Source organism: Duganella sacchari (assembly GCF_900143065.1).
GTDB classification, from domain to species: Bacteria; Pseudomonadota; Gammaproteobacteria; order Burkholderiales; family Burkholderiaceae_D; genus Rugamonas; species Rugamonas sacchari.
This window is the reverse complement of the sequence record NZ_FRCX01000001.1, coordinates 559,950-583,515: the sequence shown is the minus strand read 5'-3', so window position 1 is coordinate 583,515 and position 23,566 is coordinate 559,950. Positions and strand designations below refer to the sequence as shown.

25 protein-coding genes are annotated in these 23,566 nt (G+C 63.8%); 16 read left to right on the top strand and 9 right to left on the bottom strand.

The window, feature by feature from the left end; all coding sequences use genetic code 11:
- The first annotated feature begins 35 nt into the window (after window positions 1–35).
- From BUA36_RS02740 to BUA36_RS02725, 4 genes are read left to right on the top strand one after another with little or no spacing between them, the layout of a single operon-like run.
- Complete coding sequence (locus BUA36_RS02740; protein ID WP_072781120.1) at window positions 36–509, top strand: VOC family protein; 474 nt, start codon at window positions 36–38, stop codon at window positions 507–509.
- Window positions 510–522: 13 nt separating this feature from the next.
- Window positions 523–936: a YciI family protein gene (locus tag BUA36_RS02735; protein ID WP_072781118.1), complete on the top strand. Its 414-nt coding sequence runs from the start codon at window positions 523–525 to the stop codon at window positions 934–936.
- Between the two features lie 34 nt (window positions 937–970).
- Window positions 971–1,783: a YciI family protein gene (locus BUA36_RS02730; RefSeq protein WP_072781116.1), complete on the top strand. Its 813-nt coding sequence runs from the start codon at window positions 971–973 to the stop codon at window positions 1,781–1,783.
- Window positions 1,784–1,814: 31 nt separating this feature from the next.
- A complete protein-coding gene (locus tag BUA36_RS02725) occupies window positions 1,815–3,047 on the top strand; it encodes an RNA polymerase sigma factor (RefSeq protein WP_084559976.1) in 1,233 nt (410 codons plus the stop codon).
- Between the two features lie 75 nt (window positions 3,048–3,122).
- Here the strand turns inward: BUA36_RS02725 and BUA36_RS02720 are convergent, their stop codons facing one another.
- On the bottom strand, window positions 3,123–5,777 hold the full coding sequence (locus tag BUA36_RS02720) for a TonB-dependent receptor (RefSeq protein ID WP_072781113.1): 2,655 nt from the start codon (window positions 5,775–5,777) through the stop codon (window positions 3,123–3,125).
- A 260-nt stretch (window positions 5,778–6,037) separates the two neighbouring features.
- Between BUA36_RS02720 and BUA36_RS02715 the strand changes: the two genes are divergently transcribed.
- The gene (locus BUA36_RS02715; protein WP_072781112.1) at window positions 6,038–6,781 is read left to right on the top strand and encodes a GntR family transcriptional regulator; all 744 of its coding nucleotides are present in this window, start codon (window positions 6,038–6,040) and stop codon (window positions 6,779–6,781) included.
- Here the strand turns inward: BUA36_RS02715 and msrC are convergent.
- The gene (msrC, locus tag BUA36_RS02710) at window positions 6,778–7,284 is read right to left on the bottom strand and encodes a free L-methionine (R)-S-oxide reductase MsrC (protein WP_072781110.1); all 507 of its coding nucleotides are present in this window, start codon (window positions 7,282–7,284) and stop codon (window positions 6,778–6,780) included. The genes BUA36_RS02715 and msrC overlap by 4 nt on opposite strands.
- 133 nt (window positions 7,285–7,417) lie before the next feature.
- Between msrC and BUA36_RS30625 the strand changes: the two genes are divergently transcribed.
- The 6 genes from BUA36_RS30625 to BUA36_RS02685 all read left to right on the top strand — a co-directional run bounded on the left by BUA36_RS30625 (window position 7,418) and on the right by BUA36_RS02685 (window position 13,878).
- Window positions 7,418–7,585, top strand: coding sequence for a hypothetical protein (locus BUA36_RS30625; protein ID WP_167544243.1), 168 nt, complete (start codon window positions 7,418–7,420; stop codon window positions 7,583–7,585).
- Window positions 7,586–7,664: 79 nt separating this feature from the next.
- Window positions 7,665–8,678 carry a ligase-associated DNA damage response exonuclease gene (locus tag BUA36_RS02705; RefSeq protein ID WP_072781109.1) on the top strand — a complete coding sequence of 338 codons (1,014 nt, stop codon included), beginning with the start codon at window positions 7,665–7,667 and terminating at the stop codon, window positions 8,676–8,678.
- Complete coding sequence (locus BUA36_RS02700) at window positions 8,671–10,290, top strand: ATP-dependent DNA ligase (protein ID WP_072781107.1); 1,620 nt, start codon at window positions 8,671–8,673, stop codon at window positions 10,288–10,290. Before BUA36_RS02705 ends, BUA36_RS02700 begins: the two co-directional genes overlap by 8 nt.
- Window positions 10,287–12,704, top strand: coding sequence for a ligase-associated DNA damage response DEXH box helicase (locus BUA36_RS02695; RefSeq protein WP_072781105.1), 2,418 nt, complete (start codon window positions 10,287–10,289; stop codon window positions 12,702–12,704). The genes BUA36_RS02700 and BUA36_RS02695 overlap by 4 nt, the downstream gene beginning before the upstream one ends.
- Complete coding sequence (gene pdeM / locus BUA36_RS02690) at window positions 12,701–13,354, top strand: ligase-associated DNA damage response endonuclease PdeM (RefSeq protein ID WP_072781103.1); 654 nt, start codon at window positions 12,701–12,703, stop codon at window positions 13,352–13,354. Before BUA36_RS02695 ends, pdeM begins: the two co-directional genes overlap by 4 nt.
- Before the next feature lie 125 nt (window positions 13,355–13,479).
- Window positions 13,480–13,878 (top strand): KGG domain-containing protein, encoded by a 399-nt coding sequence (locus BUA36_RS02685; protein WP_072781102.1) that lies wholly within the window; start codon window positions 13,480–13,482, stop codon window positions 13,876–13,878.
- A 51-nt stretch (window positions 13,879–13,929) separates the two neighbouring features.
- Here BUA36_RS02685 and BUA36_RS02680 read toward each other — a convergent pair whose 3' ends face one another.
- Window positions 13,930–14,427 (bottom strand): pyridoxamine 5'-phosphate oxidase family protein, encoded by a 498-nt coding sequence (locus BUA36_RS02680; protein ID WP_072781100.1) that lies wholly within the window; start codon window positions 14,425–14,427, stop codon window positions 13,930–13,932.
- Window positions 14,428–14,583: 156 nt separating this feature from the next.
- On the opposite strand from BUA36_RS02680, the gene BUA36_RS02675 reads away from it, so the two are divergent.
- The 5 genes from BUA36_RS02675 to BUA36_RS02655 are packed head-to-tail and all read left to right on the top strand — an operon-like array spanning window position 14,584 to window position 19,002.
- Window positions 14,584–15,231 (top strand): PepSY-associated TM helix domain-containing protein, encoded by a 648-nt coding sequence (locus tag BUA36_RS02675; RefSeq protein WP_072781099.1) that lies wholly within the window; start codon window positions 14,584–14,586, stop codon window positions 15,229–15,231.
- An 18-nt stretch (window positions 15,232–15,249) separates the two neighbouring features.
- Window positions 15,250–15,759, top strand: coding sequence for a DUF2271 domain-containing protein (locus BUA36_RS02670; RefSeq protein WP_072781097.1), 510 nt, complete (start codon window positions 15,250–15,252; stop codon window positions 15,757–15,759).
- Between the two features lie 9 nt (window positions 15,760–15,768).
- Window positions 15,769–16,608 carry a DUF4198 domain-containing protein gene (locus tag BUA36_RS02665; protein WP_072781095.1) on the top strand — a complete coding sequence of 280 codons (840 nt, stop codon included), beginning with the start codon at window positions 15,769–15,771 and terminating at the stop codon, window positions 16,606–16,608.
- Window positions 16,609–16,615: 7 nt separating this feature from the next.
- A complete protein-coding gene (locus BUA36_RS02660) occupies window positions 16,616–17,641 on the top strand; it encodes an FAD:protein FMN transferase (protein WP_072781094.1) in 1,026 nt (341 codons plus the stop codon).
- On the top strand, window positions 17,638–19,002 hold the full coding sequence (locus BUA36_RS02655; protein ID WP_072781092.1) for a sulfite reductase subunit alpha: 1,365 nt from the start codon (window positions 17,638–17,640) through the stop codon (window positions 19,000–19,002). Before BUA36_RS02660 ends, BUA36_RS02655 begins: the two co-directional genes overlap by 4 nt.
- A 96-nt stretch (window positions 19,003–19,098) precedes the next feature.
- Here the strand turns inward: BUA36_RS02655 and BUA36_RS02650 are convergent, their stop codons facing one another.
- From BUA36_RS02650 to BUA36_RS02625, 6 genes are all read right to left on the bottom strand, one after another.
- Complete coding sequence (locus BUA36_RS02650) at window positions 19,099–20,400, bottom strand: DUF2325 domain-containing protein (protein ID WP_084559949.1); 1,302 nt, start codon at window positions 20,398–20,400, stop codon at window positions 19,099–19,101.
- Window positions 20,401–20,414: 14 nt separating this feature from the next.
- Window positions 20,415–20,747, bottom strand: a complete 333-nt coding sequence (locus tag BUA36_RS02645; protein ID WP_072781091.1) for a hypothetical protein — start codon at window positions 20,745–20,747, stop codon at window positions 20,415–20,417.
- A gap of 106 nt (window positions 20,748–20,853) precedes the next feature.
- On the bottom strand, window positions 20,854–21,054 hold the full coding sequence (gene hemP / locus BUA36_RS02640; protein ID WP_072781554.1) for a hemin uptake protein HemP: 201 nt from the start codon (window positions 21,052–21,054) through the stop codon (window positions 20,854–20,856).
- A 179-nt stretch (window positions 21,055–21,233) separates the two neighbouring features.
- Window positions 21,234–22,025: a Crp/Fnr family transcriptional regulator gene (locus BUA36_RS02635; protein WP_072781552.1), complete on the bottom strand. Its 792-nt coding sequence runs from the start codon at window positions 22,023–22,025 to the stop codon at window positions 21,234–21,236.
- A 205-nt stretch (window positions 22,026–22,230) separates the two neighbouring features.
- The gene (locus BUA36_RS02630; RefSeq protein WP_072781089.1) at window positions 22,231–22,875 is read right to left on the bottom strand and encodes a response regulator; all 645 of its coding nucleotides are present in this window, start codon (window positions 22,873–22,875) and stop codon (window positions 22,231–22,233) included.
- Window positions 22,876–22,954: 79 nt separating this feature from the next.
- A complete protein-coding gene (locus BUA36_RS02625; RefSeq protein WP_072781088.1) occupies window positions 22,955–23,422 on the bottom strand; it encodes a universal stress protein in 468 nt (155 codons plus the stop codon).
- Between the last annotated feature and the right edge of the window lie 144 nt (window positions 23,423–23,566).

Sequence of the window (23,566 nt, the reverse complement as noted above, 5' to 3'; positions counted from 1 at the left end):
TAGAAGCACCGATCGACTCAACCAAGGAGACTGACATGAATGCGAAAGTAAATCCTATTCCTCAGGGTATGTACACCATCACGCCGCACCTGGCGTGCGAAGGCGCGGCCAACGCGATTGAATTCTATAAAAAGGCGTTCAACGCGGTGGAAATCATGCGGATGCCCGGCCCCAACGGCAAGCTGATGCACGCTGCGCTCAAGATCGGCGATTCCACCGTCATGCTGGCGGATGACTTTCCGGAGTACGAAGGCGGCAAGGGGCCGAAAGCGCTGGGCGGCAGCCCGGTCACGCTGCATATGTACGTGGCCGATACCGACGCCGCGTTCCAGCAGGCGGTGCAGGCCGGCGCCACGGTGCGGATGCCGCCCACGGACATGTTCTGGGGCGACCGCTACAGCCAGGTGACTGACCCGTTCGGCCACCACTGGGCGATTGCCACCCACATCAAGGACATGACGCCGGAAGAAATGGCGGCTGCGATGAAACAGCAAATGCCACCGTGCTAAGAAGGGGACAGCCATGCGTTTCATGATTATTGTAAAGGCGACCGCGGATTCGGAAGCCGGCAAGCTGCCCAGTACCGAGCTGTTGACGGCCATGGGCAAGTTCAACGAGGAATTGGTCAATGCCGGCGTGCTGCTGGCGGGCGAAGGCCTGCATCCGAGCGCGAAAGGCGCGCGCATCCACTACGATGGCAAGACCCGCACCGTGACCGATGGACCGTTCACCGAAGTCAAGGAGCTGATTGCGGGCTTCTGGCTGATCCAGGTGAAGTCGAAGGAAGAGGCGATTGAATGGATGAAGCGCTGCCCGAATCCGTTCGATGGCCCGTCCGACATTGAAATCCGCCAGGTGTTTGAGATGAGTGATTTCGGTGAGGCTGTGACGCCGGAACTGGCAGCGCAGGAAGAAGCTTTACGCGCTCGCCTGTGATACCTTAATACCTGAGTCTAGTCAGGAGTTTGCAATGGAATTCATGGTATTGCGCCGTGCAAATCAGAGCACGGAACGAGGGATACAGCCGCCGGCGCTGGAGCCGGGCACGTTTCTTCGCCCCAGTGCGGAAGCCGTGCGGCTGTTGCGCCGCGATGGCGAGTGGAGCGAGGTTCACGGCCCATTCCCGCCGAGGGAGCTGGTGGCCGGCTTCGTGCAGCTGGAAGCAGAATCGCGCGAAGATATTGTGGAACAGGTGCGCTGGTGGCCCCTGTTCGACAGCGGCGCAGTCTATGAAATCCGCGATGCGGGCTGCCCCGGCGCCTGCCTCGGCTTTGATGAACGGGGCACGGCGGCCGGCACCATCCCGGACCGCAAACAGGAGCTGACGCGCTACGTGGTGTTCCTGCGTTCGGATGCGGAGCTGGAGTCCGATCTGGCGCCGCCGCCCGAAGTCATCGATGTGATGAACGCGGCCAATGAGGCGGGCGTGCAGCAGGGCGTGCTGCTGGCGGGCGAGGGCCTGATGGGCAGCAGCTCCGCAGTGCGGGTCCACTATGCCAACTCGAAAACCTCGGTGGTCGATGGCCCGTTCACGGAAATCAAGGAACTCATCGCGGGCTACTGGATGCTGCAGGCGGCTTCGCGCGAGGCGGCGATTGCCTGGGCCAAGGCCTATCCCTATCCGATGCCGGGCGACCTGACCCTGGAAATCCGTGAAGCCTGCGAGCGCAAGTCGCACGCGGAGTTCACGCCGGAGATGGTGGCGGCGGAAGAACGCCTGCGCGCCGAATTGCTGGAGGCCGGCCTGCGCAACGCTTTCAGCAAAGCAGCCCGTGGCGGCTGACGTTCATAAAATCATCGAGGCGGTGTGGCGCATGGAGTCGGCCAAGATCATCGCCGTGCTGGCGCGCATGCTGCGCGATGTCGGGCCGGCCGAAGAACTTGCGCAAGATGCGCTGGTGCAGGCACTGGAACGCTGGCCGGATACCGGCGTGCCCGACCAGCCGGCCGCCTGGCTCATGGCGGTGGCCAAAAACCGTGCGCTGGACCTGCTGCGCCATCGCCAGATGCATCAGGAAAAAGAATCCCAGATCAGTTACGAGATTGACCTGCAATTGCAGGCCGCCGCACCGGACCTGGAGGCGGCGGTGGAAAACGCGCTGGACAACGATATTGGCGACGATCTGCTGCGGCTGGTGTTTGTGGCCTGCCATCCGGTGCTGCCCACCGATGGCCGCGTGGCGCTGACCTTACGCCTGCTGGGCGGCCTCAGCACCGACGAAATCGCGCGTGCCTTCCTGGTGCCGGAAAAGACGGTGGCGCAGCGCATCGTGCGCGCCAAGCGCACCCTGTCCGAGGCCAAGGTGCCGTTTGAGGCGCCGCGCACGCACGAGCTGGGCGAGCGCCTGGCCTCGGTGCTGCAAGTAATCTACCTGATTTACAACGAAGGCTATTCCGCCAGCGCTGGCGCCGACTGGATGCGTCCGGCGCTGTGCGAGGAGGCGCTGCGGCTGGGGCGTATCCTGGCCGAGCTGACGCCGGACGAACCGGAGGTGCATGGCCTGGTGGCGCTGATGGAAATTCAGTCCTCGCGCGCCCGCGCCCGGGTCGGCCCGAAAGGCGAGCCGATACTGCTGATGGAACAGGACCGTACGCGCTGGGACCAGCTGCTGATACGGCGCGGCCTGGCGGCGCTGGCGCGTGCCGAACGCACCGGCCGGGGCCTGGGGCCATACGGTCTGCAAGCCGCGATCGCCGCCTGCCATGCGCGGGCGCGCCGTGGCGCCGATACCGACTGGCAGCGCATCGCCGCGCTGTATGACGCGCTGGCGCAGCTGTCGCCGTCGCCGATTGTCGAGTTGAACCGTGCCGTGGCGTTATCCATGGCGTATGGACCGCAGGCGGGACTGGAGGTGGTGGATGGCTTGATGGATGCGCCCGCATTGAAGAGCTACCATCTGCTGCCCAGCGTGCGTGGCGACCTGCTGGCCAGGCTGGGGAGAACAGCGGAGGCGCGCCTCGAATTCGAGCGCGCCGCCGCACTGACACACAACGAACGCGAACGCCAGCTGCTGCTGGCGCGCGCACAAAACGGGGTCAGTTCTTGAATTCATACACGGCCCCAGCTGTAGCAGCTACTACAGCTGGGGCCGTGTTGGATTGCAAGAACTGACCCCGGATGGTTACATCTTGGCGCGCAGACCGAGGTAGAACGTGCGGCCGTTCGAGTAGAACGCACGTGGCTGGTCGGTGTTTTCTGCGTACATCTTGATGGTGGTGTTGGTCAGGTTCAGGGCATCGAACGTGACGGTCAGCTGTTCGTTGATCTTGTAGTTCAACGATGCCGCCAGGTTGCCTGCGCCTTTCACGTGCTGGCTGGCGCCACGGTCCACGCCGGCCTTGTAGGCCGAACGGTAGTTCCACGCCAGACGCGCGCTGAACTTGTCGTCTTCGTAGTAGCCGGTGACGTTGTAGGTGCTCTTCGACGAGTTGACCAGCTCGCTGCCGTCGGCCTGTTTGCCGTCAGCATAGGTGTAGTTGATCAGGCTGCCGAAGTTGCCGAACAGCGGCTGCTGGTAGCTCAGCTCCACGCCCTTGTTCTTGCCCGTGGTGTTGTACGGCTGGGTGATCTGGTACACGGCCTGCTTGCCCAGCTTGTTGTTGTAGTAGGTGCCGGTGAAGGTACCCAGTGCAACCACCGAGGTCAGGTCCATGTAGAACAGGCCCGCAGTCAGCGAGGATTTCGGCGCGAAGTACCACTCGGTGCTGATTTCCGCGTTGTTGGAACGGATCGGGTCCAGCTGGGCGTTGCCGCCGTTGCCGCTCAGCGCGTCGTCGTTCAGCGATACCGAACCACCGAGCGCGCTGTAGTCAGGGCGCGAAATGGCGCGGGCAATCGCCGCGCGCACCACCAGGTCCTTGTTCACGTCGAACTTGACGTTGGCGCTAGGCAGCACGTCGTTGTAGGTACGTTCGAAGGTGGTCTGGGTGTATGGGCCCCAGTCGGAACCGGTGATCGGCGTGACACCGCCCGACTGGTTGACGATCGAGGTCTGCTTGGTGCGGACGCCGCGCACACCGAAGTTGCCGCTCCAGCTGTCGCCGGTCAGGTTGGCCATGCCGTAGACGGCGCTGGTTTTCTCGTTGACCTTGAATTCGTCGGTCCAGTTGTGGCGACGCACATAGTCAAACAGGCGGTTGCCGGCGGCCGCACCCCATGCGCCCAGCGCTGCACCATCGTACTTGAAGTAGTTGGTGGACAGGTTGCCGCCCAGGTTGGAGGCGAAGTCGCTCGGATACATCTCGCCGTTCCAGGCCGGGCCTGGGTTGCTGAAGCCCAGCGCGCCCGGACGGGTTTCAAACGGGTGCTCGGCACTGCGTTTGTGGTCGGTGAAGCGGGCGCCGAATTTGACCGAATCCCAGATGCCTTCGCTGATGCGCAGGTCGCCGTCCAGCTGGACGTAGCGTTCCTTGTCCACCGATTGCGATTCGCCGCCGCCGGCCCAGGCAGTGCTGCCCGGCTTGTTGGTGATGCCGCCCGGATAGGAGACGTCGGCGGGCGACAGGCCGTTGAGCTTGTAGGTCATGCCGCCGCTGACGTTGTTCTGGTAGTAGACGTCGTCACGGTCCCAGCCCACGCCGTAGGTACGGCCGGCCTTGCCGGAGAAGGTCAGGTCCGAGGTGGCGCGCCATTTGAAGTTGAAGTCCAGGTACCAGGACTTGCCGCCCGCGTCAGGACGGTAGATGTTGTCCACTTCGCCCGAGTTGGTGGCAAAGCTGGCCGAGGTCACGGTGCCGTTGCTGATGTTGTAGGCGGTCGGGATGGTGCCGTCGCGGTTGATCTGGTTGCCAGGCGCGGCCAGCCAGTTGGTGTTCTGGTGCGGTGCGCTCAGTTTGGAGTAGAAGCCGTTGAGGTCCAACGTCAGCTCTTTGGACGGCTTGAATTCGACGTCGAAAGCGCCGCCTTCACGTTTTTTCTTTTGTTCGAACAGCGTGGCGCCGATGAAGGTCGGGATGCGCAGGCCGGCCAACGCGGGAATCGCTTTGGCGGCCTTGCTGTCGGCGGCGATGGTCGAGTAGCCCAGGACTTCCTGGCCGTCACGGCGCACCGTGGTTTTTTCCGAGAACGCTTGCAGCAGCACGCCAGCGGTGTTGGTGTCGTTCTTCCAGCCGAGCAGGGCGGAGAACTGGGGTTCGGTCTTGCCGGCCAGGTCGTTGTAGGCGCCCTGGACCGAAGCTTCCAGCGTCAGCTGTTTTTTGAAGTCCAGCGGACGGCGGGTGATGACGTTGATGGCGCCGGAAACGCCGCCTTCCACCAGGTCGGCGGTCTGCGATTTCTGCACCACGATGGAGCCCACCAGTTCCGACGGCAGCAGGGAGAAGCTGCTGGAACGGCCGACGCTGCCGCCAACCTGGTTCAGCACGAACCAGTCGCCGGTCGAGATGGCGTGGCCGTTGAACAGGGTTTGCTGCAGCGATGGGCTGGTGCCGCGCAGGCTGACGCGGTCGTTTTCGCCAAAGCCGCCTTCACCACCGGCCGACGATTGAATGTTCACGCCCGGCAGACGCTGGATGGCGTCGGCGACGTTTTTGTCCGGCATCTTGCCGATGTCTTCGGCGGTCACCACTTCGACCACGGCATCGGCATTGCGTTTTTGCTTCAGCGACTGCTCCAGCGCGGCGCGGACGCCGGAGACGGTCACGATCGCAGCGGTGTCAACAGGCTGCGTATCCTGTTGCGCGAAGGCTGGGCTGGCGGCCAGGACGATCATCATGCCGACTGCGGCAGCAATCGGTGTCAGGCCGGTGGGCTTGTTACTTCCGTACTGTTCAGACATTTATTTCAATCTCCATATTCACTTCTTGTCATGAATCCCTCGCGAGACTCCCCTTGTAAACCTCGTCGTAGAACCAATTTGAGGCCAATATACGGTAAAACCTCATACCAAACTACTACCAGTTTATAGAAAATTTTGCAGTTGTGGTGTTTTATGAACAAAAAATAGCCTAATATTCACCAATACAGTGCAATTAATTATAAATAAATCAAGACAACTGGGGATATTCGGTACTAAATTGGTACTAATATGAGGGAATTATGCTGACGTTGGCAAATATCATAAAAGTAGTGGGGGAGGGCGGCAGCCTGCCCCTGTATCAGCAATTGCAGCGGACGCTGCGGGAGGCAATCGCCCAGCGCCTGCTGCAGCCGGACGATGCCTTGCCGCCCGAGCGCAAGCTGGCGGCGGACCTGAGCGTGTCGCGGCTGACGGTGCGCAAGGCGCTCGATGGCCTGGTGGCGGAAGGGCTGCTGGTGCGGCGTCCCGGTTCCGGCAATTTCATCAACCACACCCGCATCGAGCAGAATTTTTCCCGGCTGAGCTCGTTTTCCGAGGACATGCACGCGCGCGGCCGGCGTCCGCACAGCGCATGGCTGCACCGCAGCGCGGGCACGGCGACGCCGGATGAGGCGCTGCGTTTGCGCCTGCGTCCGGGCGAAACCGTGTACCGCTTCAACCGCGTGCGCTTTGCCGATGAGCGGCCGATGTGCCTGGAATATGCGACCGTGGCCGGCCATTGCCTGCCGTCGCTGGAGGCGGTCGATAAATCCATGTATGAAGCCTTGCAGCGCAGCGGCAACCGGCCGGTGCGGGCCTTGCAGCGGCTGTCGGCGCTGCTGCTGAACGCGGAGCAGGCGCGCTTGCTGGACGCAAAGGAGGGCGATGCGGGGCTGGCCGTCGAACGGCTGGGCTTTCTGTCCGACGGCCGGGTGGTGGAGTTTTGCCGCTCCTACTTCCGCGGCGATGCCTACGATTTCGTGGCCGAGCTGAGCGCGGTTTAGGCCAGCGTGGCTTCCAGCAGTGTGACCAGCGACTCGATGCCGTCGGCGTCGGTCTGGTCAAAACGGTTGGGCAGCGGGCTGTCGAGGTCGAACACGCCGGCGATGGCGCCGTCCGGGCCGCGTACCGGCACCACCAGTTCGGAGCGCGAGTTGACGTCGCACGCGATGTGACCCGGAAACGCATGTACATCGGGCACGACGATGGATTTGCCTTCCACTACGGTGGTGCCGCACACGCCGCGGCCTTTTTTGATGCGGATGCAGGCTGGCTTGCCCTGGAACGGCCCCAGCACCAGCTCATCGCCCTTGAGGAAGTAGAAGCCGGCCCAGTTCAGGCCGGGCATGCTGTTGAAAACCAGCGCGCTGAAGTTGGCGGTATTGGCGATCAGGTCGGTTTCGCCATGCAGCAGACCTTGCAGTTGCGGGCGCAGGTCGTTGTACATGGCGTTTTTGGCATCGGCGCTGTCGGTGCCGTAGGTGGTGTCGCTGAGAGTGAAAGTCATGATCTGGTCAGGGATTAAAAAAGCAGGGCTATATCCTACCCCATTTGTAGGCAGTATCCGATAGCGCAAGCGGGAGCCAGCGATTATCCTGTTTGGCAGCATGCCATCTACGTGCCATCCACAGGGAGCAGCCATGTCTTCCAAAAAGAAAAAAGCCAAACCGCCCGAGCCCCGGCCCGAGCTTCCCCCGCCACGTATCGACCTCGATGCCTTGCTCATGATCGGCGACGAACGCATCGTCATTGATCGCGAAGAAAACGATAACGTCGGCTTTATGGCGGAGCTGATCGATAGCATGTGACGGACATCGGTGCGCTGACTGACAGACGGCAGCGCGCGCGGACGCAAGAATCAGCCATCGTTCATCAGAAAGCTGCTTTATGCCCGCAGACATGGTAGTCGTGCGCAAGGAAGGGTTGTACTGCGTACCCGGTCAGTTTTACATCGACCCGTGGCGGCCGGTGGAGCGCGCCGTCATCACCCACGCCCACGGCGACCACGCACGCGGCGGCCACCAGCACTACCTGGCGGCGACCCCGGGCGTGAACGTGATGAAGTCGCGGCTGGGGCAGATCAACGTCACCGGCCTGGCGTATGGCGAAAAGCTGGTGCATAACGGCGTCAGCATTTCACTGCACCCGGCCGGCCATGTGCTGGGCTCGGCCCAGGTACGCATGGAGCACCGCGGCGAAGTGTGGGTGGCATCCGGCGACTACAAGGTGGAAGCCGACGCCACCTGCACGCCGTTCGAACCGGTGCGCTGCGATACCTTCATCACCGAATCGACCTTTGGCCTGCCGATTTACCGCTGGCAGCCGCAGCAGGAAATCTTCGACGACATCAACCGCTGGTGGCGCGCCAACGCGGCGCAGGGCCGCGCCAGCGTCCTGCTGGGCTACAGCTTCGGCAAGGCGCAGCGCATCCTCAGCGGGCTGGACCCGACGGTCGGCCCCATCATCTGCCACGGCGCGGTGCAGACGCTCAACCAGGTGTATCGCGATGGCGGCGTGCGCCTGCCGCCGACCATGATGGTGGGCGATGTGGCCAAGCCGGACATCGGCCGCTCGCTGGCGATTGCGCCGCCGTCGGCGGCTGGCTCGCCATGGATCAAGCGCTTTGGCGATTTCAGCGATGCGTTTGCCAGCGGCTGGATGCAGCTGCGTGGTGCGCGCCGGCGGCGTGGCGTGGACCGGGGGTTCGTGCTGTCCGACCATGCGGACTGGCCGGGGCTGCTGGAGGCGATCTCGGCCACCGGTGCGCAGCGCGTGATCGTCACGCATGGTTCGATTGCCGTGCTGGTGCGCTGGTTGCAGCAGCATGGCTTGCAGGCCAGCGGCTTCGATACCGAATACGGCGATGACGAAGCGGAAGATGCGGGAGCCGCCCATGCGTGACTTCGCCCATCTCTACGCCGAACTGGACGAAACCACCTCCACCAGCCGCAAGCTGGCGGCGCTGCAAGCGTATTTCAGCAGCGCGCCGGCGTCCGATGCGGCCTGGGCGGTGTACTTCCTCGCCGGCGGCAAGCCGCGCCAGGCGGTGCCGACCAAGCTGCTGCGCCAGTACGCGATGGAGTATGCGGGCCTGGAGGAGTGGCTGTTTGACGAGTGCTATCACGCCGTGGGCGACCTGGCGGAAACCATCGCGCATATTTTGCCGCCGCCGCGGCATGCGGTGGAAACCAGTCTGGCCGACTGGGTGGAACTGGGTATTGCCCCGTTGCGCGGCGCCGCACCGGAAGCGGTGCGCGCCGCGCTGTTTTCTTTCTGGGACCAGATCGACACGCGCGAGCGTTTTTTGCTCATCAAGCTGATCGGCGGCGGCTTTCGGGTCGGCGTCTCGCGTTTGCTGGTCACGCGCGCGCTGAGCGCCGTGGCCGGCCTCGACAGCAAACTCATTGCGCAGCGGCTCATGGGCTGGACCGATGGCAGTGTCAGCCCGACGGCCAGCGGCTTTGCGCAGCTGATTGCGGAGCATGCCCCGGAGGAGCGGGCGCAGCGCGGCGGCCAGCCGTATCCGTTTTTCCTCGCGCATCCGCTCGAACGCGATCCGGCCACGCTGGGCGAGCTGGAAGACTGGCAGGTCGAATGGAAGTACGACGGTATGCGCGCCCAGCTGGTGCGGCGCGAGGGCAAGAACTGGCTGTGGTCGCGCGGCGAGGATTTGATTACCGAACGCTTTCCGGAACTCGCGGCCTTGCGCCTGCCGGACGGCGTGGTGCTGGATGGCGAAATCCTGATCTGGTCCGGTGGCGCGGCGCCGGCGCCGTTTGCCGCGCTGCAAAAGCGCATGGGCCGCAAGCAGGTCTCGGCGCGCTTGCTGGGTGAACTGCCGGCCGTGATGGTGGCTTACGACCTGCTGGAACTGGACGGGCGCGACCTGCGCGACCTGCCGCAGTCCGAGCGGCGCATGCTGCTGGAGGAATTGATCGGCAGCCTGCAAGGTGCGCCGCAGCTGCGCCTGTCGCCGCTGATTGTGGCGGACAGCTGGGCGCAGCTGGCCGTGATCCGCCACGAATCGCGTGAACGCGGCGTGGAAGGCATGATGCTGAAGGCGGTGGATGCGCGCTACGGTGTGGGCCGCACCAAGAATGCCGGCACGTGGTGGAAGTGGAAGATCGATCCGTTCAGCGTGGACGCGGTGCTGATTTACGCGCAGGCCGGCCACGGCCGCCGCGCCTCGCTGTACACGGACTACACCTTTGCAGTGTGGGATGACGAGCGCAGGCTGGTGCCGTTTGCCAAGGCTTATTCTGGTCTGACCGATGCGGAAATCGCGCAGGTCGACCAGGCCATCCGCAAAACCACGATTGAGAAATTCGGCCCGGTGCGCAGCGTCACGCCCAGCATGGTGTTTGAAATTGGCTTTGAGGGCATCGCCAGTTCGCCGCGCCACAAGTCCGGCATCGCGGTGCGCTTTCCGCGCATCCTGCGGCGGCGCGAGGACAAATCCATCGATGAGGCGGATACGCTGGAATCGCTGAAGAATTTATTGCTGACACCATGAACGCTGAAGCCTGGTTTGATGCGCGCGGCTGGACGGCATTTCCGTTTCAGCGCGCGGTGTGGGACGCTGCCGCCGCCGGCCGCTCGGGGCTGCTGCACGCCACCACCGGTGCCGGCAAGACCTATGCCGTGTGGTTCGCGGCGATGGAACGCGCAGCAGCGGCGCCTGCCGGGCGCGGCTTGCGCGTGCTGTGGATTACGCCGATGCGCGCCCTGGCGGCCGACACCTTGCGCGCGCTGCAGGACGCCGCGCCACAGTGGCAGGTCGAGGCCCGCACCGGCGATACCAGCTCGGCCCAGCGCGCGCGCCAGAACAAGCGTCTGCCCGATGCACTCATTACCACGCCGGAAAGCCTGACCTTGATGCTGAGCCATCCCGACGCGGCCAGCCGCATGGCGCAGCTGGTGATGGTGGTCATCGACGAATGGCATGAGTTGATGGGCAATAAGCGCGGCGTGCAGACCCAGCTGGCGCTGGCCCGCTTGCGGCGCTGGAACCCGGCGCTGCTGGTGTGGGGATTGTCGGCCACGCTGGGCAATCTGGCGCAGGCGCGCGATGTGCTCGCGCCGGACGGCGTCATTGTCGAGGGCCATGTGGCCAAGGACATCGTGGTGGATACCTTGATTCCCGAGCATCCGTCGCGCTTTCCATGGGGCGGGCATCTGGGCATGCAGATGCTGCTGCCGGTGGTGGCCGAAATCGAGCGGCATGCCACCACGCTGGTGTTCACCAACACGCGTTCGCAGGCGGAGCTGTGGTATCAGCACCTGCTGGATGCGCGGCCGGAATGGGCCGGCCTGATTGCCTTGCACCACGGTTCGCTGGACAAGGAAGTGCGCGAGTGGGTGGAGCAGGGCCTCAAGCAGGGCCAGCTGAAAGCGGTGGTGTGCACGTCCAGCCTGGACCTGGGCGTGGACTTTCTGCCGGTCGAGCGCGTGCTGCAGATCGGCAGCGCCAAAGGCATTGCGCGCCTGCTGCAACGCGCGGGGCGCAGTGGCCACGCGCCGGGACGCGTGTCGCGGTTGACGCTGGTGCCGACGCAAAGCCTGGAGTTGCTGGAGGCGGCCGGCGCGATCCAGGCGGTGGCGGCGCGCGATATCGAGGCGCGGCCGGTGCCGGAGAAGCCGCTGGACGTGCTGGTCCAGCATCTGGTGACGATCGCGCTGGGCGGCGGTTTCCGCGCCGGGGAGTTGCTGGCCGAGGTGCGCAGCGCCTGGTCCTATCGCCTGCTCAATGACGAGGAGTGGCAATGGGCGCTGGATTTTGTCGCGCGCGGCGGGCAGTCGCTGACCGCCTATCCCGAATATCGCCGCGTGCTGCCGGACGAGCAGGGCGTGTACCGCGTGCCGGATGCGGCGCTGGGGCGGCGCCACCGCATGGGCATTGGCACCATCGTGTCCGACGCGTCGTTGCAGGTGAAGTACGTCAGCGGCGGACGGCTGGGCAGCGTGGAGGAATCGTTCATCTCGCGCCTGCGCAAGGGCGATCATTTTCTGTTCGCGGGGCGGATTCTGGAGTTTGTGCGGCTGCATGAGATGACGGCCTATGTGCGCCGCGCCACCGGTGCGCGTGGCGCCGTGCCGCGCTGGCAGGGCGGGCGCATGCCAATGTCGTCGGAACTCGCGCACGCGTCGCTGGCGCAATTGCAGCTGGCCACGCAGGGCCGTTATGACGGGCCGGAAATGCAGGCGATCCGGCCGCTGCTGGAGATCCAGCAGCGCTGGTCGTCGCTGCCCACTGAAGCCAGCACTGTGGTCGAAACCATGCACAGCCGCGAAGGGCGGCATGTGTTCCTGTTTCCGTTTGCCGGGCGCTCGGTGCACGTCGGGCTGGCGTCATTGCTGGCTTACCGTGTCGGACGCGTGATGCCGGTGACGTTTTCGATTGCCGTCAACGATTATGGTTTTGAGCTGCTGTCGGCGCAGGAGGTCGACTGGGGCGCGCTGCTGGACCAGCAGCACGGCGCCGCGGTCGGCCTGTTCAGCACCGACCGTCTGCTGGAAGATGTGCTGGCCAGTCTGAATGCGACCGAGCTGTCGCAACGGCGTTTCCGCGAGATCGCGCGCATTGCCGGACTGGTGTTTCAGGGCTATCCGGGACAGCACAAGAGCGCGCGCCAGTTGCAGGCCTCGTCCTCGCTGTTCTTTGCCGTGTTCAGCCAGCACGATGCCAGCAATCTGCTGCTGACGCAGGCGCAACGTGAGGTGCTGGAGCAGGAGCTGGAACTGGGGCGCCTGCGCGCAACGCTGCTGGCGTTGCAGGCGCGCAGCGTGCGCTTCCATGCGATCCGCCGGGCGACGCCGTTTGGCTTTGCGCTGATGGTGGAGCGCTTCCGCGAAAAACTCAGCACCGAGAAGCTGTCAGACCGCGTAGCGCGCCTGGTGCGCGAACTGGACAAGGCGGCCGGACCATGAGCCTGATGCTGACCATCGCCAATGAACGCTTGCTGCTGTTGCCGCAAAAAGCGGTGTATTGGCCGCGTGAAGACATGCTGATCGTGGCCGACATCCACTTCGGCAAGGCGGCCTCGTTCCGCGCGCTGGGCGTGCCGGTGCCGGCCGGCACTACCACGGCCAATCTGCGCGCGTTGGACGTCTTGCTGGAACAATATGGCGCCCGCCACGTGCTGTTCCTGGGCGACTTTCTGCATGCGCGCGCAGCCCATGCGCCCGCCACGCTGGCGGCCATGCAGGCGTGGCGCGAGCGCCATCACGGTGTGCGTTTGACGGTGGTGCGCGGCAACCACGACGCGCACGCGGGCGATCCGCCTGCCCAGCTCGGCATCCACATGGTGGACGAACCGCATGCGGTGGGGCCGTTCGCGTTCTGCCATCACCCGGATGTGCTGGTACCAGCGTTTGTGATGGCTGGTCACGTGCATCCGGTCTACCGTTTGCGTTCTGGCTGGGAATCCTTGTTGCTGCCGTGCTTTCTGATGGCGCAACAGCAGCTGGTGCTGCCCTCGTTTGGCGCTTTTACTGGTGGGCATCCAGTGATGCCGCAGGCGCAAGAACGGGTGTTTGTGACCAGTGGCGAGGCGGTACTGGAAGTACCACTATCTTGACTTACCGTTAGCCGGAGAGTTCCTACATGGCTTGCTGCGCCAGTCCTATATTGTGTGGCTGAACAGTGAACTAGGATGGGTGCTCCTGTGATGCAAACAGGGGCAACTACTATCAGGAGATCATCATGGCAAGCAACGACCAGAATAAACAGGGCGGCAAATCAGGCAGCCAGCAGAGCGATACCAGCAAACGCGGTTTCGCATCCATGGATCCGGCCCAGCAGCGCGAGATCGCTGCCGAAGGTGGCCGGGCGGCGCATGCCAAGGGCACGGCGCATGAATTCACGTCGGAAGAAGCACGCCGCGCCGGCGCCATGAGCCACAAGAATGATGCTGGCCGTAGCCGTCAGAGCGCCGCATCGCCGGGCAACGCAGCGCGCACGAATGCGGGCAACAGTAGCGCGGGCAACAGCAGCGCGGGCGCCAACGCTGCCAAGGCCGAAGATCTCGCGCTGGGTAACCGCGACAGCCCTGCCGGCGCCGGTGGTGGTAGCCGCTCTGGCGGTTCGTCCTCCGATACCTGAGCCGCTTGATACTCGATAAAACCGCAGGCCTGTGCCTGCGGTTTTTTGGGTTTACAGGCAGATGGTGGTGTGCTTGCCCATGTCCACCGCCGCGCGGCCCGTGATGGCGGCCGTGGCCAGCTGCACCAGCTGTTTCATCTTGCTGGCGTTGGCGTCCCAGTATTCGGCGGACTGGATGCGTACCCGTATCATGGCCAGGTGCGGGTCGTCCAGACCGCCAGGGAACCAGGCGCGCACCAGCGGATTCCACAGCTCGCGCGCCTTGGCGCGGTCCTTGAGCAGGTAGGCCTGGCCGGTGACGGACAGGTAGAGGTGGTCGTCGGGATTGGAAAAGCTGACGTTCACATCCGGATGGTGTTCCAGATGGTGCGTGAACGGCGCTTCGTCCGAGGTAAAGAACCACATATTCCCTTCGTTATCGATTTGCTGGCTGGTCAGCGGGCGGCTGGTCAGCACATTGTCGTCGTCCACCGTGGTGAACATGCCGAAGCGCACGTCTTTAATCTTGGCGGCGATGGTGTGGATCTGGTCTTGCGAGTACAGCGGCATGGTGCGCCTCCATGATAAAAAGTGGGGGATGGCTCCACCTTAGCGCCCGCGCCCAGCTTTCACTGTGCGTAACTTTACATAATAGATACACAAAGTTGGATTGACTCATCAAATGATAATCATTATCATTTGTCTTTTTCACCGAAGGACATATCAGTGAGCGTACAAAGCGCCAGCTCCATCCGCAATGCCAGCCGCGCAGTCTGGCTGAAGCATTTGCACCAGTGGCATTGGATCAGCTCGGCGATGTGCTTGCTTGGGATGTTTCTGTTCGCGATTACCGGCATCACGCTGAACCACGCGTCGCAGATCGAAGCCAAGCCCAGCATCGTGCGCAAGCAGGCGCAGCTGCCGGCAGCGCTGACCACCGAGCTGCGCGCCTACGCCGAGCAGCATGACGGCGCCAAGGAGCCGCTGCCGGTCAAGGTCGAGCAGTGGCTGGCTAGCACGTTTAACGTCCAGCCGGGCGGCCGGATTGCCGAGTGGGCGGCCGATGAGGTCTATTTGCCCCTGCCCAAGGCCGGCGGCGATGCCTGGGTACGCATCGGCCTGGAAGATGGCGCGACCGAATTCGAAAATACCGACCGCGGCTGGATTTCCTGGCTCAACGACGTGCACAAGGGCCGCAATACCGGCCCCGCATGGAACTGGTTCATCGATATTTTTGCCGTCACCTGCCTGGTGTTTTGCATCACCGGCCTGCTGATCCTGAAATTCCACGCGGCGAACCGCCCGTTCACCTGGCCGATGGTGGGCCTCGGTGTGCTGATTCCCGTTGTGATTGCACTGCTGTTCATCCATTAATCTCACCACAGGTATTCCATGAAATTACGCTACTCCATCGCGCTTAGTCTGCCACTTGCCAGTGCTTCGGCCATGGCCGCCGATCTGGCGCTCAAACTCGACGTGCCGCAGCTGAACGTGGCTGAATACCATCGTCCTTACATCGCTGCCTGGCTGGAAAATGCCGACCAGCAGGTGGTGGCCAACCTGGCGGTGCTGTACGACACCAAGAAAAAGGACAATGCGGGCACCAAGTGGCTCAAGGACATGCGTCAGTGGTGGCGCAAGAGCGGCCGTGAGCTGACCATGCCGGTGGATGGCGTGTCCGGCGCCACCAAGGCCCCCGGCGAGCTGACGCTGAATGCCCCGAAAGGCGCGCTCGACAAGCTGCCGGCCGGCCAGTACACGGTGCTGGTGGAAGCGGCGCGTGAAGCGGGGGGCCGCGAAGTGGTCAAGGTGCCGCTGGTATGGCCGCAAAAATCCGCCGTGACCGTGACCGGTCAGGGCAAAGAGGAGCTGGGTACCGTCGTCGTGCAAGTCAAACCATAAGGCTGAGAGATGAACCTGCAAAAAACGTTGATCGCGCTGGCGCTGACCGGCATGTCCCTGGTGTCGCTGAGCGCGCAGGCGCACAAGCCGTGGCTGCTGCCGTCGTCGACCCAGGTGGAAGCGGGCCGTGACGGCAACGCCTGGGTGACCGTGGATGCGGCCATTTCCGAAGGCCTGTTTGACATCGACCACCAGCCGCTCAAGCTGGACGGCATCGACATCACCGGCCCGGATGGCGCCAAGCTGGCGCCCGAGAACGTCAACAACGGCAAGCTGCGCAATACCTTCGATCTGAAGCTGGTGAAGACCGGCACCTACAAGATTGCGCTGGTATCGCAAAGCGTGTTTGGCAGCTACAAGGACAAGGAAGGCAACGTCAAGCGCTTCCGCGGCACTGAAGAATCGCTGGCCAAGGATGTGCCGGCCGATGCGAGCGAGGTGAAGCTGTCGCGCACCGAAAGCCGTCTGGAGACGTTCGTGTCGAATGGCGACGCCAGCAAGGAAGTGCTGAAGCCCACGGGCAAGGGCCTGGAACTGGTGGCGGTCACCCATCCGACCGAGCTGCGCGCTGGCGAAAAGGCCACCTTCCGCTTCCTGCTGGACGGCAAGCCAGCGGCAAACCAGGGCGTCAGCCTGATCCCGGGCGGCGTGAAGTACCGTGGCACGCTGGGCGAGATCCGCAAGACCACCGATGCCAACGGCGAACTGACGTTGGTGCTGCCGGCGGCGGGTGCGTACATGGTCAGCAGCAGCTGGCCGGCAGCGGCGCCGCAAGCGCCGGGCCAGCCGCCGCAGATGCCACCGCGCCGCGCGACCTACGCGGCGATCGTGGACATCCTGCCGGAATAAGGCTGGCATGCGCCGGGTTTTACTGCCTCACGCAATTGCCGACGACCCGGCGCCAGCAGGCGGCGTGCTCCGCGAGTATGCGGGGCACAGCATGGGCACCAGCTGGTCGGTGCGGCTGGTGGCTGCACCAGCGGCTGCCTGCGGCCATCTGCAAGACGGCTTGCAGCAACAGCTCGACAGCATTGTGGCGCAGATGAGCCACTGGGAAGCCGAATCCGACCTGGGCCGCTTCAACCGCGCGCCGGCCGAGAGCTGGCAACTGCTGCCGCCGGCGTTTTTTGACGTGCTGTCGTATGCGATGGGCGTGGCGCGCGACTCGGGCGGCGCTTACGATCCGTGCGCCGGTTCGCTGGTCAACCTGTGGGGCTTCGGGCCGTATGGGCGCTTTGACCAGCCGGATTTTGTGCCGCCATCCGCGGACGAAGTGACGGTGGCGCGTGCGCAACTGGCGGCGCGTCCCGTGCAACTGGAGCGCAATGGCCGCCGCGCCTTGCAGCCGGGCGGCGTGCAGCTGGATCTGTCGGCCGTGGCCAAGGGCTATAGCGTCGACCGCTTGTCCTGGTATCTGAAAACGCAGGGCTTTGCGCATCACCTGGTCGAAGTCGGCGGTGAACTGCGCGGCGCTGGCGTCAAGCCGGACGGCCAGCCGTGGTGGGTGATGCTGGAGCAGGTGACTGACATTGCGCCTGGCGTGGCCGCGCCGGACGAACTGGTGCTGGCGCTGCATGGCCTGGCGGTCGCCACCTCGGGCGACTACCGGCGCTATTTTGAAATCCATGGCCAGCGCTATTCCCACACCATCGACCCGCGCAGCGGCATGCCGATTGCCAACGACCTGGCTTCGGTCACCGTGGTGCACGCGCAGTGCATGGCGGCCGATGCATGGTCAACCGCGCTGACCGTGCTCGGCAGCCGCGACGGCCTGCAACTGGCCGAACTGCAAGGCCTGGCCGCGCGCTTCGTCGTACGCCAGGCGGACGGCAGTTTCACCGAATACCTGAGTTCCCATTTACGCAGCATGTTAGACGAATGATCTGGACCAACGACCCCACACGATGGATGCTGGTGGCAGGCATGGGCGTGGGCTACGCGCTGGTGTGCCTGGCGCCTTACCTGCGCACGCGCCGCAAGCGGCTAGCAGCTGCGCGCGCCAAAGCGGCAGCGGCGGCAGCGCCCGGCTGGATCATCGCGTACGCCAGCCAGACCGGCAATGCCGAAGAGCTGGCGCAGCAAACGCTGGCCACACTGAAGCTGGCCGGCATTCCCGCGCAACTGAGCGAGCTGTCCGACCTGAGCGCCGCCGACCTGCAGCAGGCCGAACGCATCCTGTTCCTGGTCAGCACCTACGGCGAAGGCGATGCGCCCGATGCGGCGGCCGCCTTTGCGGGCCGCCTGATGACCACCACCTTGCCGCTGCCGCAGCTGCACTACGCCGTGCTGGCGCTGGGCGACAGCGCCTATGTGCACTACTGCGGCTTCGGCCGTGCGCTGGACCAGTGGCTGCAGGCGCAGGGCGCGCAAAGCCTGTTCCCGCGCGTCGAAGTCAACCGCAGTTCCGCCGAAGCGATCGCACAATGGCGCCAGCACCTGAGCCACCTGGCCGGCACCAGCGACGCGCCGGACTGGAGCGCGCCAGCGTTTGACGCCTGGCGCCTGATCGAGCGCGTGCAACTGAATGCGGGCAGCGCAGGCGCGCCCATCTACCACCTCGCACTCACGCCCGAGCAAGGCGCCTTGCCGGCGTGGCAGTCGGGCGACCTGGTGCAGATTGCCGCACCGGCCGATCCCGCCAACGCGCGCGACTACTCGATCGCCTCGATTCCGGCCGACGGCAGCGTGCAGTTGCTGGTACGTCTGCACACGCATGAAGATGGCAGCCACGGCATCGCCTCCGGCTGGCTGACGCAGCAAGCGCCGCTGGGCGCGGCCGTACAGCTGCGGCTACGCCAGCACAAGCGCTTCCGCCTGGAAGCGAATGCCGAACGGCCGCTGATCCTGATTGGCAACGGCAGTGGCATCGCCGGCCTGCGTGGCCATCTGAAAGCGCGCGCAATGGCGGGGCAGGGCCGCAACTGGCTGCTGTTCGGCGAACGCAACGCCGCCCACGACTACCACTACCGCGCCGAGCTGGACGGCTGGCAGCATGACGGCATGCTGGAAAAACTGGACATGGTGTTCTCGCGCGACCAGGCAGAGCGCCTGTACGTCCAGGACCGCCTGGCGGCCCAGGCCGCCGACGTGCGCGCCTGGATAGAGCAAGGCGCCGCCATCTACATCTGCGGCAGCCTGGACGGCATGGCCGGCGGCGTCGACGCCGCACTCGAAGCCGCGCTAGGCCGTGAAGCGCTGGACCAGCTCACCGCGACCGGCCGCTACCGCCGCGACGTCTACTAAAACAATCCGGGGTCAGGTCCGTCATTTCTACACGACCTCTGCCGTAGCGTGCGCTACGGCAGAGGTCGTGTAGAAATGACGGACCTGACCCCGGAGTTATTCGGCGCCGGCTTGTTCCAGGCCGCGCGCCAGGCTGGAGATGGAGGGGTTGTCGATGAAGACGCAGCGCTTGCCGTTGCGCTTGCAGTAGTCTTTGACGCGCCAATACGCGCTATGGCTGATGCAGCCGGTCTGGCAGATGACGAGGTCGGCTGCGGCCAGGCTCGCTTCCAGGCGGTTGGCGTTGTCTTCGAGGCCGCCGTCGTGGTGCGCAAATTGCGCGCCTTCGCGCTCGATGAGTTCGCGATAGCTGGCGACGTTGCCGTTGCGCCCGCCCACGCACAGTACGGCGCGGTCGCTCAGGCGCAAGGGCATTTTCATGACGTGCTCGACGACCTGGCGCGCTGCTTCCTGTAACGGCGCCGGCGCTGCCGGCTGTTCGGCGGCACGCGCCAGTTCCAGCTTCAGTTCGGCAATCTGGTTGCGCATCGCGCGTTCGCGTTCTTCCATCTGGCCCAGACGCTCGGCCAGCTTGGCGCGCGATTCCAGACCGGGGATCGATTCTCTTAGCTGCTCCAGTTCGACCTTGAGCGAGTCGACCATGCTGTCTTTGCCGACCACTTGCGCGCGCATCTGCATGAGCTGGGCGGCGTGTTTTTCGGCCTCGGCGGCTTTTTCGGCCATCAGCGCGGTGTTGCGTTGCTGTGCTTTGTTGAGGTCGTGCGTGAGGCGCTTGTTTTCTTCGAGCGAGGCGTTGAATTTGGTGATGTCGGCACGCACGCAAGCGCCGGCCTGGTGCTGCACCATGTGCAGGTCGCGGCACATCTGCTCTTCCAGTTCGGCTGTGCAGCGCGGATGCGTGAGGCCGGCCCAGAAGGCGCCCGCCACATCGCCATTGGCGACGGCGCTACGCCACAGCTCAGCGACCTGGTCGGTTGTCTTGGCGTTGCGGAAGCGCAGCAGCACGGGCGCGTAGCGGCGCTCCAGTTCTTTTTGCAGCGCTTCGGACAAACGGTTGCGCGTTGAGCATTCGGTCACGGCGCCAACGTGGACTTCGTAGTCATCGGCCACCACTTTGCCATTGGTGACTTTGTTGACCAGCTTGCGCAGCACGCCCAGCGGGAAGCCGACGCCCACCAGCGGGCAGTGGCAGGCGTGGCCCAGTTCCCACAGCCGGCGGCGGCGCGAGGCCTGCGCTTCCGGCTCTTTGGCCAGCACGCTCATGATGTTGTTGATGGCGGGTTTGATGACTTGCTGCTTGCTGACCTGTTCGGTGGGGCGCGCGGCGCCGACCGGTCCCGCCACCTGTGGCATGGCGGCGGCTATGATGGCCGCCAGTGGATCGTGTTTCTCGCACATAAGGCCAGGTCCTCTCAGGCCACCGATGGCGCCGTGCGTGCGCGGGCCATGATGCGACTCAGGAAGTTGGTTTTTTCCTGTTCGTGCATGTTGCGCTCGACCTCGCTTGCCCACTGTTCGGAGAGTTGCTGGCAAGTCGCGCTCAGCACCGGCGCCAGGTCTGGCAGGCTGGCCAGCGCTTTCAGATGGCGCTCGATCACCGAGGCCAGCTTGACGCAGCCGCCAGCCGCTTCGCTGCCGGCCGTGTAGTGCGACATCAGATGCAGCACGGCGGACAGCATGAGTTCGGGATTGTTGCCGCCATGCGATGGGGCGAGGAAAATCGGGTTGCTATGTTCGATGGCCATCAGACGCTCCTGGTCGGGAAACAGAGTGTGGCTGGCAGGAGGGCTGGCTACTCAAGGGGGAGAGTGGGCGCGGCGGCGCCCTTTAACGCACAGTTAATCGGGGCGGTTATGCGGTCAGGATCAGCTTGTTCAGCTGGGTGATGCGCAGGCGGTAGACGCGGCCGCCATGTTCGATTTCCATTTCGCGGCCGCCATCCATGAGGCTGGCGCTGCTGACGCGCTTGACCGGCTTGATTGCCTGGGCAGCGGCGGTGGCCACTGGGTGGGCAGCGATGGCGGGTGGCATTGCAGGGGTAGTGGTAATCATCGTCTGGTTCTCCATAAATAAGAATGATTCGTATTTGCATTCATTATTGTGGAAGCCGGGACGGAATGCAAGCCTTTTTCTGTGCTTTGAGTTATAAAATCGTTAAAAAAAGGGCCCGGTCAGCGACCGGGCCCAAGGCTGGGTAAAACGGGAGGTTTGTTGCGAAGTACTGCAGGGTGCTACAAAGCCGCCAGCAACTGGCCGGACGGTACGGTTTCGCCGTTCTTGCCGCGCGCGGCGGGCTTGCCGCGGGAGCGCGAGGGGGGCAGGCGGCGCAAAGTCTTGAGGGCTTCCGGGTCTTTGATGCCGATGGTGCGCTGGTCGACGCTAATCAGGCCGATTTCATTGAAGGCCGATAGCGTGCGGCTCACGGTTTCCAGCGTCAGGCCCAGGTAGCTGCCGATTTCATGGCGTGTCATGCGCAGGTTGAACAGCTTGCTCGAGTAGCCCATCTGGGCGAAGCGGTCGGCCAGCGCGACCAGGAAGCGGGCCACGCGCGCTTCGGCGCTCAACGCGCCCAGCATGCCGATCATGGCTTGCTCGCGCACCAGTTCGCGGCTCATGACACCGTACATCATGTTTTCCAGCTCCAGGTGCACGCGCCCCAGCGCGGTCAGCTTTTTGAACGGCAGCAGGATCAGGTCGCAATCGGACAGCGCCACCGCTTCGGACGAGTACTGGCGGGCGTGGATGCCGTCCACGCCCAGCAGGTCGCCTTTCATGGGAAAGCTCAGCACCTGTTCGTTGCCGTATTCATCGATGAGGACGGTTTTGAGGAAGCCGGAGTTGACGATGTAGAGCGTGTCGAAGGTCTGGCCGATGGTGTGGATGCGTTGCCCGGTTTTGAACTGCACGTGCTGGAACAGCAGTTCTTCGGTGGCCATGGAGTTGGCTGAGGGAATGTGCAGGATGTCGCACACTTCCTTGAGATTGGACCAGAGCCGTCCCTGACGCTGGCGGCCAGCTTCCATCGACGACGATTGCAGCGTCGTCGCGGCTGGGCGTATATCAGACGTTTGCGTAGACAGCATGGTAGGTTCTCCTGTGGGCTAGGGTGCTGTGCGGTATGGTTTCAGTATGCCAACACAGGCGTAGCTTAGATATCAGCAATGGCTGAATCTGACCGTAGGAGCTCGGCCCTGCTTTGTAGGAGCATTCCTACTCGGCAGCGTGAAATCAGGTCTTGAACGGCGACAGCAGGCGATGGGCGACGGCGTACTGCACCATCTCCGACAGCGAGGCCATGCCCATCTTCTGCATGATGCGGGTCTTGTGGGTGCTGACGGTTTTAACGCTCAGGTGCAGGCTGTTGGCGATTTCGGTGATCGAGCGGCCGGCCACCAGCAGCGAAAATACTTCGAATTCGCGGTCCGAGAGCTGTTTATGCAACAGCGATTCGTGCGGCATCATGATGTTGAGCGCCAGTTGCTCGGCCACCTCAGTGCTGATGTAGGGCCGGCCGGAAGCCACCTTGCGGATCGCGCCCACCAGCTGGGTGCCGGCGCTTTCCTTGGTCAGATAGCCCTGGGCGCCGGCGCGGATTGCGCGCACCGCATATTGTTCCTCTTCGTGCATGGTGAGGATCAGGATGGCCAGCTTGGGCGCCTCGGCCTTGATCTGGCGGATCAGGTCGACGCCGCTGCGGCCGGGCATGGACAAGTCCAGCAGCAGCAGGTCGAAGCCGCCCTGACGCACGTGGCCCAGTACCTCAAAGCCATCGATGGCCTCACCGACGATGTCGATATCCGGCGCGCCGTCGAGGATGCGCTTGAGACCCTCGCGCATGATGGTGTGGTCGTCTGCAATGACTATCCGAATCATGTAGGGGCCGTTTAAAGTGAATAGTTATTATGATTAAAACAAGCTTGCAAGCTTACTATAAAAGGCGGCCCCGCACCGGCTATTTGCTACCGGGCTCCTTAATCAGCCGGTGTACCAGCACCGGTATCCTGGAATGCTGCAACACCTTGTTGGTCACGCTGCCCAGCAAGAGCTGGCCCCAGCCGCTGCGGCCATGCGAGCCCATGAAAATCAGGTCGCAGCCGTGCTGTTGCGCGACATCGACGATTTTCGCCGCGGCGCTTTCGTGGAACGCGGCCATGGCTTCGCAGCGCACGCCCCGTTTGGCGCAGGAATCGACCACATCCTGCGTGTGCTCGCGGCCCGCGCGCTGCATGGCGGCGCGGTATTCGTCTTCGCTGGGGTAGCTGGGCGGAATGATTTCCACGTAAATCGGGTATTGGTACTCGGGCGCCACAAACAGTACCAGCACTTCCGCGCCCAGCTGTTCGGCAAACTGCACGCCGGCGCAGGCGGTCTTGCTGGAGACGGCCGAACCGTCGGTGGTGATCAGGATTTTGCGGTACATGATGGACCTCCTTGCTGAATCAACGCACTACTTTATTGTAGTCCCGATTTACATTATTGATACTATGGAAAGACTTGATGTTTATCAAATAAAAGCGCTTTAGCTGGGGACACAGGTGTGGGCTTTTATCCTTTTTACAGGATT